Origin of the sequence: Alteromonas sp. 1_MG-2023 (assembly GCF_030547075.1) — a bacterium.
Lineage (GTDB): Bacteria > Pseudomonadota > Gammaproteobacteria > Enterobacterales > Alteromonadaceae > Alteromonas.
The window spans coordinates 108,304-125,770 of sequence record NZ_JAUOQH010000004.1; the positions used below are offsets into that span (position 1 = coordinate 108,304).

At 43.5% G+C, this 17,467-nt stretch carries 10 protein-coding genes; 6 read left to right on the plus strand and 4 right to left on the minus strand.

Annotated elements, in window-relative coordinates; all coding sequences use genetic code 11:
• Positions 1-15: 15 nt before the first annotated feature.
• From Q4561_RS05645 to Q4561_RS05660, 4 genes are all read right to left on the minus strand, one after another.
• Positions 16-1,716 carry a BCCT family transporter gene (locus tag Q4561_RS05645; RefSeq protein WP_303458239.1) on the minus strand — a complete coding sequence of 567 codons (1,701 nt, stop codon included), beginning with the start codon at positions 1,714-1,716 and terminating at the stop codon, positions 16-18.
• A gap of 863 nt (positions 1,717-2,579) precedes the next feature.
• On the minus strand, positions 2,580-3,476 hold the full coding sequence (locus Q4561_RS05650; RefSeq protein ID WP_303458240.1) for a LysR substrate-binding domain-containing protein: 897 nt from the start codon (positions 3,474-3,476) through the stop codon (positions 2,580-2,582).
• A gap of 260 nt (positions 3,477-3,736) precedes the next feature.
• Positions 3,737-4,702, minus strand: coding sequence for an NAD(P)-dependent oxidoreductase (locus Q4561_RS05655; RefSeq protein WP_303458241.1), 966 nt, complete (start codon positions 4,700-4,702; stop codon positions 3,737-3,739).
• A 350-nt stretch (positions 4,703-5,052) separates the two neighbouring features.
• Positions 5,053-5,817, minus strand: coding sequence for an IclR family transcriptional regulator (locus Q4561_RS05660; protein ID WP_303458242.1), 765 nt, complete (start codon positions 5,815-5,817; stop codon positions 5,053-5,055).
• Positions 5,818-6,202: 385 nt separating this feature from the next.
• On the opposite strand from Q4561_RS05660, the gene aldA reads away from it, so the two are divergent.
• From aldA to Q4561_RS05690, 6 genes are all read left to right on the plus strand, one after another.
• Positions 6,203-7,627, plus strand: coding sequence for an aldehyde dehydrogenase (gene aldA / locus Q4561_RS05665; RefSeq protein ID WP_303458243.1), 1,425 nt, complete (start codon positions 6,203-6,205; stop codon positions 7,625-7,627).
• Positions 7,628-7,775: 148 nt separating this feature from the next.
• Positions 7,776-8,999 carry a mandelate racemase/muconate lactonizing enzyme family protein gene (locus tag Q4561_RS05670; protein ID WP_303458244.1) on the plus strand — a complete coding sequence of 408 codons (1,224 nt, stop codon included), beginning with the start codon at positions 7,776-7,778 and terminating at the stop codon, positions 8,997-8,999.
• 7 nt (positions 9,000-9,006) lie between these two features.
• The gene (locus Q4561_RS05675) at positions 9,007-10,635 is read left to right on the plus strand and encodes a GMC family oxidoreductase (RefSeq protein WP_303458245.1); all 1,629 of its coding nucleotides are present in this window, start codon (positions 9,007-9,009) and stop codon (positions 10,633-10,635) included.
• Between the two features lie 341 nt (positions 10,636-10,976).
• Positions 10,977-12,506: an aldehyde dehydrogenase gene (locus tag Q4561_RS05680; protein ID WP_303458247.1), complete on the plus strand. Its 1,530-nt coding sequence runs from the start codon at positions 10,977-10,979 to the stop codon at positions 12,504-12,506.
• Between the two features lie 145 nt (positions 12,507-12,651).
• The gene (locus Q4561_RS05685) at positions 12,652-15,180 is read left to right on the plus strand and encodes a TonB-dependent receptor (RefSeq protein WP_303458249.1); all 2,529 of its coding nucleotides are present in this window, start codon (positions 12,652-12,654) and stop codon (positions 15,178-15,180) included.
• A 211-nt stretch (positions 15,181-15,391) separates the two neighbouring features.
• Positions 15,392-17,458, plus strand: coding sequence for a tetratricopeptide repeat-containing sulfotransferase family protein (locus Q4561_RS05690; protein WP_303458251.1), 2,067 nt, complete (start codon positions 15,392-15,394; stop codon positions 17,456-17,458).
• Positions 17,459-17,467 lie beyond the last annotated feature (9 nt).

Below are 17,467 nucleotides of genomic sequence, written 5' to 3' on the forward strand. Positions count from 1 at the left end.
GGTTAACTAGGAAGGTTAAAAACCTTCAGGAGGATCTATATTCCTGTGGTTTTTAGCCGGTTTTGGTTCCAGCATATTGCCACGAGCCACGCGGTATACCAGCACTATTAATGAAACGTTTACGCAAATAATGATAAACATGGCGGGCAGACCGCCCAAATTCGACATCATCTTAATGCCATCAATGCTGGCAAAACTCACCATTACCCATGCGATAATGCCAATACTAATGCCCCACACGAATTTAAGCATTAACAATGAGCCCGAGTTTGCACTTGCATCTTCGGTGGTATCTGTGGCGCATTCAACACTGGCAGCTGTCTCTGGTTCATCGGCATCTGTAGAGCACAAATTGCTCATAGTGTCTGTATTAGAATCCGCCGCAGTTACGTAAGAAATAAACGTGATACAAATGAATATAGTCGCCACGATAGCGCTAATTGGTAGGTTATCAAATAGCGAATAAATAGCGCCTTCAGCCCCATTGGCATCCATCGCTTGGCGAATACCGCCATTTAGTTCTTGGTCGAAAAATAAGGTGCTGCCAGAAAAGGTCGACATCCATATCATGGCGAATAAGGCAGGCAGTACTAAGTTCACCACAATGAACTGCCTTACCGTGTAACCGCGGGCTATTCTGCCAAGGAACAAGGCAACTACCGGTGCCCAGGCATACCAATTTGCCCAGTAAAACACTATCCATAACTTCGGCCATTCGTCGTTCGGGCCGGTGTAAGTATTTAGGCTTCGGGCAAAAAAGTTAGTGCCGTAGTCAATTAACCCTTCAATGCCTAACGAAAATACATAGCTGGTGGGGCCAAAGAAAAGCACAAATATACAGGCGACTATGAAAATCTTAGCGTTAAGGTTAGATAACTTAGCAATACCTTTTTGCAACCCGCTTACCGCAGATGCCACGAAGGTAATAACAATGGCGGCACATACTAATGCCATTACGGTTTTGGTATTGGGCAGCCCTAATACCGACTCTAACCCACCACTTAACATCAACACCCCTGTGCCTAACGATGAAGCCATACCGGCAACTAACGCAAACAGCGCAATAGCATCGATAACCTTGCCGGTAGCTGCGGTGATCAACTTCCCTAGAAATGGCTTAAGTGACGAGCCAAGGGAAAAGGGCATTTGCAAGTTATAGAAACACAGGGCGAACACCAATGCAGGCAAGCAGTAAATAGCATAGGGGGTGAACGTCCAATGCATAAACATGGTGGCCATGGTAAATACGGCGGCTGCTTCGCTTTGCGGTTCAATATTTAGTGACACAGGCGGTTCGTAGAAATGGAACATGGGCTCGGCCGCACTCCAAAATAGAATGCCGGTGGCCAAAGTGGTACATAAAGTAATAGAAAACCACTGCCATTTAGATAGCAAAGGCGTAGCGCGGCTACCACCAATTCTAATTTTACCTAATGGAGAGAAGAAAGTAGCGACAAGCGACAGCAGTAAGCACAGCGTAGAAAAGCTAAATAGCCACGCAAAGGTATCTAATATCCAATCATTAATGCTAGTGACCACACGAAGGAAGTGCGGTAGGTCAATGAAGCTAAACACCATAGCGGCCAGCAGGAGGAGAAACGGAGGCCAAAATACGCTGTGCTTTATATCGTTTTTAAAATCAAAGCGTAGCCATGTAGGGGGCTTATTTGCGAGGCCTTTTTTTGCTTTTAATGCTTTAGCTGCATTATGAGACATTTTTTACCTTCTTTTACTTATAGTGCACAACAATCAGCTGTGCTTTAAATTTTTAAGGTAAAGCCAAGATTTGGAGAATACTTATTGGATAATGCATTTATTTTATGAATGCGCTATTTTACCCAATTTTTATCATCACCGTGATTCTTGTCGATTGAAATTAGTGAACAAGCGTTGTACAAAACTTTGCAGTGATTGCTTGTTATTCACACAGTAGTTATCGCCGTAATAGGGCTTTTTCTTCGCTAATAATAGTTCTAAAAAAGTGGTGCTAGTCACATTCTAACACTCAATAATAGCGATATTTTAATTATTACGACTCATCACTTTCTAAATGCGTCGTTACCAATTTAAAAATTATTTCCGTAGAATTTTATGACATATTTCATTACTGGGAATTAATTTTTAAACGTGTAATGCATCTAGTATTTTTAATTTTACCCAATCGCGGCTTTAAATCCCTATCTTGACTTTACCTGTTTTTATCTATTTTATTAGTTTGAAATTAATACAAACCAAAATTTAGTATATAGAAATAAAAATCGTATGTCTTATGTGAAAAGATAAATCCTTCGTTTTGAAAAGTAGAATATATCTACAGCGCTTTAATTGACTACGCTATAGCGTATGAATTAATTTAAAAGTATTGGTTAATCATTGAGGTGGTTTGTCTTTTTGGGCGGGATGTGGGTTAACGTCATGGACTAACACCGTTAATCATCGCCCTAGATTAGGACTATGTTGCTAATCAATTGATACCGATGGTTGTGGGTATAACGCGTCTTGCGCCATTAATATAGGCGCAGGGCAGGGTCAGAACGTTATACGACATGCGTGTGTCGTAACGGTCAGTTGGGCGGCCTTTATACCTGCGAAGTGATTTTAAGCATCCAGTCAAAGAAATGTTTTATATCAGGTTTATCTTTGTCTTCTTTACGGCAAATAATGCCCCAGCTTCCAGAAAATGTGGTTTCATGCTCACAGGGTTTCACCAAACGGTCCAGTCGTAAATCATCATCAACAAAGGGCCCGTTTACTAAAGCTACCCCTTCATTGTTAATAGCCATTTCAAGGGCAACGGCTTTGGTGTCTACCACCATGTATGGAGTAATGACGCTGGGTGTTAAATTGGCGCTCTCAAACCATCGCTTCCAGTAATCCACTTCGGTTTCTACTGAAAGCAAAGGTAAATCTAATAAGTCTTTTGGGGTTAAATTACCTTGGTATTTTTCAAGTAATGTAGGGCTACACACCGCGTATACTCGAGAGTCGAAAATAGGTGCCCAATGATACCGGTCTGATGGCGCGGTATCGCAATACACAATGCCTACATCAGAAGACTCTTCGTCGAACTCCCATTTCGATGCATAGGTATCGAGCTGAACATTTACCGTGGGGTGTTCTTCATGAAAAGCGGGTAACCGGCGAGCAAGCCAGCGGATAGATAATGTGACATAGGTTTGCACTCGAAGCGGTGCATGTTCAACCGCATTTTTAACTGTGGCTACACCTAAAGCAAGTTGCTCAAGTGCTTCTAGAACATAGGGGTAAAACAACTTTCCTTCATCGCTAAGAACTACATTTCTGCCGTCGCGATTAAATAGTTTTACGCCTAAGCTCTCTTCTAAGTTTTTGATTTGATGGCTAATAGCAGGGTGGGTTAAATTTAACTCTTCCGCCGCCGCGCGGTGGCTCAGCCTACGTGCAGCCGCTTCAAAACCGCTGATGGTACTGAGTGGCGGAAGTAACCGACGTTCCATTTAAATCCCTTTGTCGTTGAAATGATTGTCTCACCATAACTATCAAACAATGGCGCAAGATCCAACTAATAACTACTGATAGTAACGCTAAAGTATATGTTTCTCGTGCCACCAATCGCTATAACCTGTAGGTCGTCACAGCGTCATCAAATGCAAAGGCAACCCTTTCAGGTTGCCTTCTAGCGCAGATGTTTTTAGGCTTAGATATTAAGCGCTTAGGTGGTACTGCGCTCAAAATTTATAAGGCTTGGCACTTTGGCTTAATAATCACTTCTAAGCGGAACTACCACTTCATAACCTTTTTCTTCAGGCTCATCGTCAACCATGAACGCAGGGAAGCCTTTGCCTAGTACTTTCACGTCGCATGCATCTTCCATTCTGCGGATGATATTGGGTGAATATTCACGAGGGCCGTAGCGCTTTTCGCCGTCTTTGAAAATATCTACCATCAAAGGCGCAAGTTCCAAAGGTATGCCAGCGCGTTTAGCTACTTCGTCAAATAGACCCACATCTTTGGATACTAAATCCATAGTAAAGCCAATATCTCGGCTACCGTTTAGGATAACCTGAGATTCAGTTTCATGAACGAACGAATTACCTGACGAGGCTTTAATGGCTTCATAGGCAACGTTCATATCCATACCCATGACTTTAGATACGGTTAGCGCTTCTGATAACGCAGCAAGGTGCACTGTGCAAAGGTAGTTAGTTACCACCTTTAACGTTGATGCTGAACCAAGCTCACCTGTATGTAGTACGCGTCTGCCCATGATGGTCAGAATAGGCAATACGATATCGAAGGCTTCACGATCGCAACCTGCAAAGATTGAAATATTACCCGTATCGGCACGGTGACAGCCCCCTGACACTGGGCAATCCACAGGCAGTGCACCTTTTTCTTTTACTAGGCCACCAATACGGCGAACTTCAGCTTCATCGGTGGTGCTCATTTCTAGCCAAATTTTGCCAGGGCTAATACCTGCTAGCACACCGTCTTCTGCTTCCATAACGTGAGAACACGCCGCCGGAGAAGGTAAGCATGTGAATATCACATCACACTTTTCAGCTATTTCTTTCGCTGAATCGGCAGACTTGGCACCACGAGCAACAAAGTCAGCAACGAATTCTGGATTTAAATCTCTAACGGTAAGGTCGCAGCCGTTACGTATTAAGCTTCCTGCTAATTTGCCACCTACATTACCTAATCCGATGAATCCTATTTTCATGTGTTTACCTTTTTTATTATAGGGAGATATTCGGCTAAGAAGCACGCCTGTCAGCCTTTTGAAGTTTTTTGGTTTCAATAAAACCGATAGTTATATAAAAATGGATTAGGTAAAAATGATTAATTTTGGGTGTATGGTTAATTTTTCTAACCAATCACTTTTTGTGTGTTTAAGCTGCTAATTAGCCATTAGCCATTAGCCATTAGCCATTAGCCATTAGCCATTAGCCATCAGCCATTAGCCATTAGCCATTAGCCATTAGCCGTTAGGAGGTATGAGTTAAGCGAAAGCGAATACCCAAGGCAGCGCCGAGAGCTATTACACGGCGAGTACGAATAAATTTTGGCGTGTTATACGATATGGGCTGACAGTTGGCGCGCAGCTTGTACAAGGTTTTTAGAATAATCCCGGGCACTCTGCTTACTTAAAAAGTCTGCGTTTATCACTACACTAATTGCCGCAATAGGCTCGTTTCTTAAATTCAGCACAGGGGCTGCTATGCAACAATAGTGGCTGCCATTTTCCCTCTGAGTAACCGCATAGCCCAAGCGCTTTGCCCTCGCTAATTCTTCATTAATTTTGGGTAACTGACTGTTAATACTAGGGTCATGCTTCGCCTCAACCTCAAAATAGCTTCTTTGAAGTGCTTCAGATTGCATAGATAAAATAGCCACCCCAGAAGCAGAGCAGTGCATGGCGGTTGTTTCCCCTAAGTGAAACGTAAGCGGGCCGCTTAGCGAAGAGTCTACCTTTGCAACAGTAACCACTCGATTTCCCACGGGTGAATACAGAAAAATAGATTTATGAATTTCGTTTTTTAAAATTTCAGCCACGGGGTAAAAGAAGGGGATGATGCTTTGCTTGTTGTAAATCGTTGATGCTATTTGAAAAATTTTAGAACCAATGCAGTAAGCTTTCTTACGATTAGGATCGAGGGCAATCATTTGATGCTCTAACAAGGCGTTAATAATGCGGTGGCCACTGGCCGGCGGCATGTCTAATTGTGAACAAATTTCTGAAAGGGTTAATGGGTAAGATGACGTAGCAATCAAATTTAGCATTAAAATAGAGGCATCTACCGCCGGCGCTTTAGACTTTGCTTTTACCGTTTCCATTAACTATTTAACACTATTTTATATATAAAAAAATAATCTTACGTTATCTCGTACCGTAAAACCAGCAAGCACCTCAGCCTTCAAATTCGATGTGACAAGTAACCATTTACTTAATAGCTATATATTTAAGGCGCTTGAAGCCAAAGTTCACAATAATGAAAACCCGTTGGAAGCGCTATCTACAGGCTCTGGGCCTATTCCAGCCGGTGAAATAGCGCCAATACAGTACGATAAGTATAAATTACCGAGCGATATTTATCTTCAAAATCACCCAATAAAGCTGAAATGTTTTCATATATGGAATCAAAATTCTAAATATAATAAAAGTTTGACTTGAAATTTTAACCCTGCTTACAATGAATTAACTAAGATCTAAGGCATGCCCATGAGAATCGAAAAGAACTTCATTAATAATGAATTTGTTAGCTCTACTCAAAATTCATTAATAGACGTTTATGATCCTGCAACTGAAGCGTTAATTGCTCAAGTGCCTGCGGCAAGCCCAGAAGAAGCTGCATCGGCCATTGAAAGTGCTACCGAAGCGCAGCGCGCGTGGCGAAAGCTCACAAGCATTGAGCGTGGTGGCTACTTACAAAAGTTGGCCGACACCCTAGTATTGCGCAAAGATGATATTGGTGCGGCGCTGGCTGAAGAGTCAGGTAAAAGCTTAGAAGATGCCACCAACGAAGCAGTATATGCCGCCGATATTACCCGCTATCACGCAGAGTGGGCGCGTCGTATCGAGGGTGAAATTATACCCAGCGATACCCCAGACGAAAACCTACTACTACAGCGAGAAGCCATAGGCGTTGTAGTGGCGCTTATTCCGTTTAACTACCCTGTTTACACTTTTCTTCGCAAGATTGCGCCGGCGTTAATTACCGGTAATACCGTGGTAGTAAGACCTAGCAATAACACCCCTTGTTCAGCATTTGCTATTGCCAAAGTCATTCAAGAAGCTGGTATTCCCAAGGGCGTAGTGAACGTGCTTACCATGACTCACGCTACGGCTGAGCTTGTATGTACTCACCCTAAAGTTGGCATGATTACGCTAACCGGAAGCGTAGGTGCAGGGCGAAAAGTTTTAGAATATTCACAAGTGAATATTGCAAAGTCGTCGTTAGAGCTTGGCGGTAAAACCCCCGCTATTGTAGAGCCTGATGCCGATATCGAAAAAGCCGCAAGAGAAATCGTTGGCTCCAAAAACACTAACTGCGGCCAGCTATGTACGGCGGTAGAGCGTGCTTATGTTCACGAAGATATTTACGATGAATTTGTTGCGCTGCTACATAAAAACATGAAAGCTCAACAGTTTGGTAATCGTGCCAACAACCCAGGTTTTATGGGTCCGCTCGTTAATGGCAATGCCCGATTGAATATTCATCAGATGGTGGAACGAGCCATAGATGATGGCGCTAAGCTAGCGCTAGGCGGCTTTATTCCCGAAGGTGAAGGTTACTTTTATCCACCTACTTTGCTCACGAACTGCCGCCAAGACATGGAAATTGTTCAAGAAGAAATCTTTGGACCTGTGTTACCGGTTTTAAAATATTCGAATGTTGATGAAGCACTGGCGTTAGCCAACGATCACCAGTTTGGATTGGCGTCTGTGATTTATACCGAAAACTATCGTACCGCGATGAAAGTGGCGAACGAAATGGAAGCGGGTGAAGTGTATATCAACCGCACCCCTTCCGACCCCTATCAAGGCTTTCACGCAGGATGGAAACGCTCAGGTTTAGGGGGCGACGATGGTAAGCACGGCATGCTTGAGTACACGCAAACTCGCTTGGTCGTTCTTAAATACTAGCGTTGAATCAATAATTTATTCAACGCAAATAAGTTAGTACTCGTTCGTTAAAAATTAGCGCTTTTACATCAGTTTTGCTGGCAACAGTGCCAAACCGCTACACAATTTATAAACTCGCACTTTGGTGCAGGTAAAAAAAGGTAAAACCATGAAAGTTGTTTCTTGTGAATCTTATGTCGTTGCTACACCACCGCCTCATGTTGGGGGGATGTACTGGATTTTTGTTTCACTAAGAACCGACTGCGGTATTGAAGGTATTGGCGAGGTTTACGCCGCTACCTTTCACCCAAGTGTAATGACTCATGCTATTGAAGATGTGTTCGATCGTTACTTAAAAGGTTTCGACCCCCATCATGTAGAGCGCTTCTTTCGCGCAGCCTATTCTAGCGGCTTCACACAGCGCCCCGACTTAAGCATGATGGGTGTAGTCAGCGGGTTAGAAATGGCGTGCTGGGATATTATCGGCAAGGCAGCAGGCAAGCCTGTTTACGAACTTATTGGCGGGAAAATTCACGATAAACTTCGTACTTACACTTACTTATATCCTGAAAATGAAGACGGCGATTACGATTACGACAATCTAGAACTGGCAGTTGAATGTGCCGAAAAAAATATGGAGCAAGGTTTCACTGCATTGAAGTTTGATCCCGTAGGACCTTATGGCAATTACTGTGGTCATCAACTGTCTTTAGAAGCTATTGATAAAGCCGCCACCTTCTGCGAGCGAATTCGCAAAACTGTCGGTAATAAGTGCGACTTACTCATGGGCACCCATGGTCAAATGACCCCTGCAGGTGCTATTCGTTTGGCCAAGCGCCTAGAACCCTTCGACCCGTTATGGTTTGAAGAGCCTGTTCCTCCTGGCCAAGCATCCGCCATGGCCGAAGTGGCAAAAAATACCAGTATTCCCGTAGCCACAGGCGAGCGCTTAACCACGAAATACGAGTTTTTCGACTTACTTAAGCATGGTGCAGCATCCATTTTGCAAATGAATTTGGGCCGAGTAGGCGGCATTCTAGAGGCGAAGAAAATAGCCAGTATTGCAGAAGTGCATTACGCCCAGATAGCGCCTCATTTATACAATGGCCCAGTTGGCGCGGCGGCCAGTGTGCAGCTAGCCACATCTACACCTAACTTTTTAATTCAAGAAAGTATTATGACGTGGGACGGTTTCCACGCCGATGTACTGCAAGAAAAAATTGAATGGAAAGATGGTTATATTATTCCGTCAACCAAGCCTGGCTTAGGTGTAGAGTTAAATATGGATGTGGTGAAAGCCCATTCGCCTTACACCGGAAAAGCGCTGCATTTATCGATGGATGCCAAGCCTTACGATGTAAAAGAACAGTCTAGCCAAGACTGGAGGCGGTAGAAAGCACATGGCCGGCACAGAGTACGATTTTATAGTAATAGGCGCAGGCTCAGCAGGATGTATTCTTGCTGATAGACTCAGTGAGTCTGGCGCTTATTCCGTACTCTTAATTGAAGCTGGGGGTAAAAACCGATTACCTTGGATTAAGCTACCGATTGGCTTTGCAAAAACCTACTACCACCCCACCTACAACTACATGTACTACAGCGAAGAAGAGCCAAACATGGCGGGGCGTAAAATGTATGCCCCTCGTGGTAAAGGGCAAGGCGGCTCGGGCTCCATCAATGCAATGATTTATGTGCGTGGTCAAGCGTCAGACTTCGATGCGTGGGCACAAGCTGGCAATGAAGGCTGGTCGTATGCCGATGTATTACCTTATTTTAAAAAGCTAGAGCGACACCCATTAGGCGACACCGAACACCATTCTGGAAGTGGAAAGATTGGTATTACCCAGATGAAAAAAGGGGCTCATCCTTTTTGTAGTCATTACTTGAAAGGCGCTGAACAGCTTGGCTTCACATTAAATGATGACTTCAATGGTGCACAGTTTGAAGGAATAGGTATTTACGATGCCAATATCTACAAAGGCTTTCGCCATTGCAGTAATTCAGCCCATTTAAAACCAGCCCTGAAGCGCGGTAACTTGCATGTATTGCGAGATACAGTGGTCGAAAAAGTGTTGTTTAATGAAGACAAACACGCCTATGCCGTAGAAGTTCGAACGGGGAGTGTTCAGCAAACCCTTAAAGCCAAAAGAGAAATTGTGTTATCAGCTGGCGCGGTAGATTCTCCCAAATTACTTCAGTTATCAGGGGTAGGCGACAGGCGTTTATTGGATAAACACCGTATTCCATTGGTAAGCCACTCTCCTGCGGTAGGGCAAAATCTTCAAGATCATCTATGTGTAAGCTATTACTACAAAGCGAAGGTGAAAACGCTAAACGACGATTTAGGGTCGTTATTCGGGCAGGCTAAAGCGGCACTGCAATATGCATTTACCCGAAGCGGACCATTATCGATAAGCGTTAATCAGGGGGGAGGCTTTGTAAAAGGCGCAGACACCGAAGCGCTGCCTAATCTTCAGTTGTACTTCAACCCCATGTCATATCAAATTCCAGCTGACCCTAATGCGAAGTTAGCGCCGGATCCTTATTCAGGCTTTTTAGTCGCGTTTAACTCGTGTCGGCCTAGCAGTAAAGGCACGGTAGAGCTGTCTTCAAGCAACCCTAGCGACAAGCCATTCATTCGCCCCAATTATTTATCTACCGAAAAAGACCTAGAAGAAGTTCGTCAGGGAAGCCAACTGATTAGGCGCTTAATGCAAGCGCCTGCACTACAAGCGGTAACCGAAGAAGAAATTAAGCCCGGCCCCTCAGTTAACGACGACGCGAGCATGTTGCAGTACTTCAAAGAGCAAGGTGGTTCTATTTATCATTTGTGCGGAACCTGTGCCATGGGCCCAGAACAGAGTAATGCAGTTGTCGATGCAAGGCTGAAAGTACACGGTGTAACAGGCCTTCGTGTAGTAGATGCTTCCATTTTCCCAAATATAACCTCGGGCAATATTAATGCGCCTGTGATGATGGTGGCAGAAAAAGGGGCTGACATAATTTTGGAAGACCACAAAAATAATTAAACAGGCTTCTAATGTTTTGTCACACGTTATTTGTAAGTACATCTAATGTTTATTGAAAATAACGTATAAATTATCGACGAATAGAAAATTTAGTTGGTTTTTAAAAAATTAATCTTCTGCATTTAGAAGATATTTAGAAATTAAAGAATAATTTAAATTGTCAGTGATGTTTGTGGTTGGTGCGTTTTATAGCGCTATGCATATGTAAGAATTTTTAACCTAGTTACCTATAGGTTAGAAATTTTAATCAATAGTCAAATAATGCTCAATTGTGCGTCTGTCATATTTCGATTTATGATTGATGAGTAAATGAGCAAAATAGTTTAAAGAGGTTTTTATACATGCCATCCGCGTTGTTGAATAATTCAGATCCTGCCACCTTTTCATACGATGACTGGGTGAGTTTTGCAGAAAATTTTGAAATACAATCAGGATTATTCATAAATGGTAGTTATGTTGATTCGCAAAGTGGTGAGACCTTTGATGCTATTAACCCAGCAAGTGGTGATGTAATTGCTTCGGTTGCTTGTGCTGATACAGCAGATATTGATGCCGCAGTAAGTTCGAGCAAAGTGGCGTGGGATGATGGTCGTTGGAGATACATGCCACCACGCGAGCGAATGAATATACTTCTACGGTTGGCAGATTTAGTTGACGAACATGCTGCTGAGTTAGCATTGCTCGACAGTCTAGATATGGGTAAGCCTATTACCGACTGCTTAACCATAGATATTCCTGAAGTGTCAGTGTCGCTTCGCTTCTTTGCTGAGTGTATCGATAAAGTTAGCGGCGACATAACCAATACTGACGCCTCTGCCTTGCACATGATTCAGCATGAACCCTTAGGTATTGTTGGGGCCATTTCTGCATGGAATTACCCATTGCTGATGGCAATTTGGAAGGTCGCCCCCGCGCTAGCGGCAGGCAATTGTGTTGTCCTTAAACCGTCAGAAAGAGCACCACTAAGTTGTACCCGATTTGCCCAGTTATTTATTGAGGCTGGCGGCCCTGCAGGGGTTTTCAACGTGGTCAATGGTTTTGGTCATGTAGCAGGCAAAGCGCTCGCCATGCATATGGATGTCGCCAAAATTAGTTTTACCGGCTCTACCGCTGTAGGTAAGAAGTTAATGACTTACTCGGGTGAGTCTAATTTAAAGCGTGTAGCGTTAGAAACTGGCGGAAAAAGCCCGCAAATATTCATGTCAGATTTGGCCGATTTAGACCAAGCCGTCGATATAGCCATAGCTGGAATTTACGACAACGTAGGTCAAGTTTGTAATGCAGGTTCTCGTTTACTGGTTCACAAAGATATCCACGATGCCTTTGTAGAAAAGTTTATCGAAAAGAGCAAGCAGGTATACCAACCCGGTCATCCGTTAGATCCAGCTACGAGCTTAGGTCCAATGGTGTCACTCGAGCAGCGCGACGGGGTAATTGAAAAAGTTGAAGCAGGCATTAAAGAAGGGGCCAAATTAGAATTTGGTGGAGAGATACCGTCAGATCTCACTCATGGCGCCTATATCCAGCCTGCATTATTCACTCAAGTTACGTCTGATATGTCGATTGCCCAAGAAGAGATATTTGGGCCTGTGGTGGCGTTGATTAAATTCGACGACGAAGCGCACGCATTGTCTATCGCTAATGACTCTAAGTATGGGCTTGCTGCTAGCGTGTGGACATCAAATTTAAATACCGCGCACAGAATGACAAAAGCGATTGAAGCCGGTGTTATTTGGGTGAATTGCTTTGGTGACGGGGACATGACCCAACCGTTTGGTGGTTACAAGCAGTCGGGTAATTCGAGAGATAAATCTCTTGAGTGTTTTACCGCTTATACCCAAAGCAAATCAACGTGGATAAACCTAGCGTAAAAGCAGCACAAAACGAATTCAAATAATAAAGATGTAAGGCAATAAAAGCCAAAGTAGCAGAAGAATAAGCAGTAAAAATTAGCAGTACCCTAAGTAACAACATAACGAGTGTGTAAGAGAATTATAATAAAAATTGGAGATATTCATGAGAATGTTAAGAAAGACGAAAGTCAATTATGCAGTATGTATAGCGATGGCGGCTGCTGTAGATGTTCCTCTAGCGTTTGCGGATATTCAAGAAACACAGCAGGCAACTGAACAAGTTGCTGAGGAAACACAACCCACTAAAAATCCCAAACGGGCGGCTATTGAGCTTATTGAAGTAACGGCAACCCGCCGAGCTCAAAGCATTCAAAGTGTACCTATTTCAGTGACCGCACTGAGCGAACGGGCCCTTAAAGAAAACAACATTTCTAAGTTCGATGATTATATAGAAATGATCCCTAGCGCAAGTATGGGTGGTCGTGGTCCGGGTCAGTCTGACGTTTATATTCGCGGGCTAGCATTAGGTCATAACGGTATTACCGGTACTGAATTTACCCCAGCACCGACAGTAGGCTTATACCTAGATGACATGCCTATTAGTGCAACAGGACGTAACCTAGATGTTTACGTCACTGACGTTGAACGTTTGGAAGTGCTAGCAGGTCCACAAGGCACCTTATTTGGCGCAAGTGCACAAGCAGGTGCATTGCGAATTATCACAAACAAGCCGGATTCAGGCGGTTTTGATGCTGGATTCGAACTAGACTATTCACAAACTAAAGGTGGCGATGACAGCACTTCGATTGAAGGCTTTGTCAATATTCCTATCATTGAAGATGAGTTGGCGGTACGTATTACTGCATACAATGATAAGCAAGGTGGCTATATTGACAACGTCTACAGCACGTTCACGCTAGACCCAACGATTAACCCCAACGCTAACCCAGATTTTTTCAATAATGGTGATGTTGAGCAAGGTTTAAAAGACCAATGGGTTGATGCAACATATACCGAAATAGATAACGAAGAGTTTGTTGAAGATGATTTCAACGACAGTGAATATATTGGGGTACGTTTCGGCATAAGCTGGGAACCAACCGCTGATTTCAGTATCTTGTTGCAACACACCCATCAAGACTTAGATGTAGATGGCGTATTCGATTACGATCCAACACTAGGCGAAATGAACGTTGCGCGGTTCGATGAAGATAGGCTTGAAGATAGCTTCGACTTAACTTCTTGGACCATTGAGAAACAGTTAGAGTACGTAGACATTGTTTACACCGGTGGTTATTTAGATCGTGATATCTATCAAACCGTTGATTACATTGGTTACAACAACAGTGGTGCATTTGCTGCCGATTATTACACCTGTACTTATACCGAAGTAAGACAGTGTTTAGATCCAAGCAAACGCTTTGTAGGTCAAGTAACTAACGAACGTTTAACGCATGAAATTCGTTTCAGCTCACCGTACGATAAACCGGTACGTGGTGTGCTTGGCTTGTTCTATGACGATCAAACTATTACTCATGATGGTGAGTATGATTACGCCGCTGCACCAGAGCTTGGCTTTTTCCAAAATAGACCAAACGTAGGCTCTACGGCGAACAACCCTGACTTTAGAGAGCCAGGAGTTACCTTCATTAACGATTTAACTCGTGATGAAGAGCAAACCGCAATTTTCGGTGAGTTGGCGTGGGATATTACCGACAAACTTACCGCCACAGCTGGGTTACGTTATTACGAACTAGAAGCGACATTCTTAGGTTCATCTGCCTTTGCCAACACTAGTGTGTTTGGCGCGACAGAAGACTTCCCTGACTACGGCCGTAACTATGATGTCAGCCTGGCTGATATCTCGCCGCTAAAACAAGATGGCACCATCACTAAATTCACGTTGGACTATCAGTTCAGTAAAGATATTTTGGTGTATGCCACGTATTCAGAAGGTTATCGCGCAGGTGGCTTCAACCGACTGTCTGGCCCGGCAATTAACACCAATAACCTGCCTGAGTTCGAAGATTTCGTGGTACCAGATACCTACGAAAGTGATGAAGTGGTTAACATGGAGCTGGGTTGGAAAACCACGTTTAACAACGGTAACCTGAAGATTAATGGTGCAATTTATAAAATTGATTGGGACAACATTCAAGTTGCCATTCTAGATAGCGCTAACATCTTACAGTTAACCTTTACTGACAACGTGGCTGACGCAGAAATTCTAGGTATAGAACTTGATGCCGCATGGACTGCAACCGACAACTTAACCTTATTCGCCGCTGTGTCTAACAACCATTCAGAAATTACTGATTTGGTAAGCGGTATATCGTTTACGTTGGCACCAGAGGGTAGTGAATTAGCATTGTCGCCCGAGCTTAACTACAGCTTACGCGGTCGTTACGATTGGACGGTGAAAAACGTAGATGCTTACGGTCAAGTCACCCTTCAATATACTGATGAAAGCTATAGTTCTATGTATATTGATACCCGAGAAAAGCAAGACAGCTACACGCTAGTTAATGCGTCACTTGGTGCAAACTTTGATGAGTGGGGGGTAGAGCTTTACGTTGATAACCTTACTGATGAAGTGGCAGAAAAATACATTAACACCATTGATGATATACGACGGGTAACCACCAATCGCCCTCGTACTATTGGTATGCGTGTGTCTTACGCGTTTAACTAACGTAGGCAACTAAGACTACACGTATCAAAAAGCGGCTTACTTATAGCCGCTTTTTGTTTATGAACGTAAGTCATGTATGCTAACTCTGTGTTTAATTTAATCGCTATTGGCATGTGTTTCGAGGCACTTGTGCAGCTTTGAGAAGTCACCGCTTTTAAAAAGTCAGACGAGCGCATTAACACGGTATAGCGATTGAGTTGGAGTAATGTATATGGGTGTTTCTGTACCCACGAATTCTGAATCTAATAATAATTCAAATAAGAATGAGCAGGTTACCAATATTAATAACAACATTAGCAAAGACATCACTGAAGCCAAGCTGTTGTTGCAGAAAAAGCAATTTTCAAGTGCACTAGATATCACCTCAAGCCTACTCGCCCGTTACCCAGACAACATTGATGCGCTGTATTTAACCGCGGTGTGTCATCGCTACTTGCAACAACCGCAGCTTGCGTTGTCTACCCTGAACACACTGACAAGCTACCACCCCAATTATGCAAGGGCCTACCAAGAAGAAGGCCACAACTACCGACTGAGTAATAGCCAAGCCGCCATTAGTGCCTATGAAAAAGCAGTACAGCTTAATGCTGCGCTAGTAGCCAGCTGGAAAAACTTAAGCGAACTTTATCGTGCAGAGGGCCAAGTATGGTCAGCAGAACATACCCAGAAGCAAGTGGCTTATTGGGCTAGCATGCCACAAGAGTTAGTAAGCGTAAGCAGCTTAATAAACGAAGATAACCTGCTTAAGGCAGAAGAAATATGTCGGTTTTTTCTAAAGAAACAGCCTAAACATACCGAAGCGATGCGCTTACTTGCTGCTATTGGTGTAAAACATAAAGTGTTAGACGACGCTGAGTTTCTATTAGAAAGCTGTTTGCACTTCGACCCTGAATTTCACCAAGCGCGATTAGATTACGTAAACGTCCTGCATAAAAGGCAGCGATACGAACAGGCTCTTGAACAAGCACTGCTGTTACGCAGTAAATCACCGGATGATGTGCGCTATCAAATGGCCGTGGCGAACGAAAGCCAAGCCGTAGGTGAATTCAATCAATCCATAGCTATTTATAATTCCATTCTTGAACAGTTACCGGATAATTCTGGTGTACTTATTATGCTTGGGCATGCGTATAAAACGGTGGGGGATACCCAAAACGCTGTTGCCGCTTATCAAAAAGCAGGGGCTTGCCAAGACAACTTTGGTGACGCGTATTGGAGCTTGGCCAACCTTAAAACCTATAGCTTCAGCGACGAAGAAATAGCAATAATGCAACGTCATGAACAAGCGCAGACTACAGCGTTTGAAGATAGGTTTCATTTAAGCTTTGCTTTAGGGAAGGCGTTTGAAGATGCTAGTGATTACTCACAAGCATTTACCTATTACTCAAAGGGAAATGCGCTTAAAAAGCAGCAGTTGGGTTATCAAGCTGCGCGGATAGAAGCAGAATGTAAGGCACAAATAGAAGTATGTACCCCAGCATTATTTTCTAACCAGGCTAGCACACATAACCTAGCCAATACGCTGAGCAAGCAAGAGCGTCACCCAAGGCCAATCTTTATCGTAGGCCTGCCGCGAGCCGGCTCTACCTTGCTAGAACAAATTCTGTCTTCCCATTCTATGGTGGATGGCACCATGGAGTTACCCAATATTATGTCGTTAGCTCATCGTTTAAATGGGCGTGGCGGTAGTGATAAACCTAAGCGTTACCCGCAAGTGCTAGAGGAACTGTCGGCAGATCAATTAGCTAAGTTTGGCGATGATTTTATTAAAGACACAGAAGTCTATCGCCAAGGCGCGCCTTACTTTATAGACAAAATGCCAAACAACTTTAGGCATATAGGACTTATCCAATTGATTTTACCCGATGCCATTATTATTGATGCGCGGCGTGACCCTATGTCTTGTGGATTTAGTATTTTTAAGCAATTGTTTGCCGAAGGACAAGAGTTTAGCTACAACTTGGAAGATATTGGAAAGTATTACAAAAATTATGTTGAGTTAATGGATCATTGGAACACAGTGCTCCCGGGTAAAATCTTAAAGATGCAATATGAAGATGTGGTGACTGATTTTGATCACCAGGTGCATAAGCTACTAGATTTTTGCGGACTACCCTTTGAAGAGGGTTGTTTAGATTTCTATAAAACCAAGCGCTCGGTAAGAACCGCGAGTGCTGAGCAGGTGCGCCAGCCTATTTATCAAAGTGGCATGCAGCAATGGAAGCACTTTGAGGCTGACCTTGAGCCTTTAAGTCACTTGGTTTCAACACTGAAATAGCCTAGCAAC

Excerpts from the sequence above, each read along its gene's own strand:
- Q4561_RS05650 (WP_303458240.1), bottom strand. The coding sequence starts at position 3,476 with ATGGAACGTCGGTTACTTCCGCCACTCAGTACCATCAGCGGTTTTGAA.
- Q4561_RS05645 (WP_303458239.1), bottom strand. The coding sequence starts at position 1,716 with ATGTCTCATAATGCAGCTAAAGCATTAAAAGCAAAAAAAGGCCTCGCA.
- Q4561_RS05660 (WP_303458242.1), bottom strand. The coding sequence starts at position 5,817 with ATGGAAACGGTAAAAGCAAAGTCTAAAGCGCCGGCGGTAGATGCCTCT.
- Q4561_RS05670 (WP_303458244.1), top strand. The coding sequence starts at position 7,776 with ATGAAAGTTGTTTCTTGTGAATCTTATGTCGTTGCTACACCACCGCCT.
- aldA (WP_303458243.1), top strand. The coding sequence starts at position 6,203 with ATGAGAATCGAAAAGAACTTCATTAATAATGAATTTGTTAGCTCTACT.
- Q4561_RS05685 (WP_303458249.1), top strand. The coding sequence starts at position 12,652 with ATGAGAATGTTAAGAAAGACGAAAGTCAATTATGCAGTATGTATAGCG.
- Q4561_RS05690 (WP_303458251.1), top strand. The coding sequence starts at position 15,392 with ATGGGTGTTTCTGTACCCACGAATTCTGAATCTAATAATAATTCAAAT.
- Q4561_RS05655 (WP_303458241.1), bottom strand. The coding sequence starts at position 4,702 with ATGAAAATAGGATTCATCGGATTAGGTAATGTAGGTGGCAAATTAGCA.
- Q4561_RS05680 (WP_303458247.1), top strand. The coding sequence starts at position 10,977 with ATGCCATCCGCGTTGTTGAATAATTCAGATCCTGCCACCTTTTCATAC.
- Q4561_RS05675 (WP_303458245.1), top strand. The coding sequence starts at position 9,007 with ATGGCCGGCACAGAGTACGATTTTATAGTAATAGGCGCAGGCTCAGCA.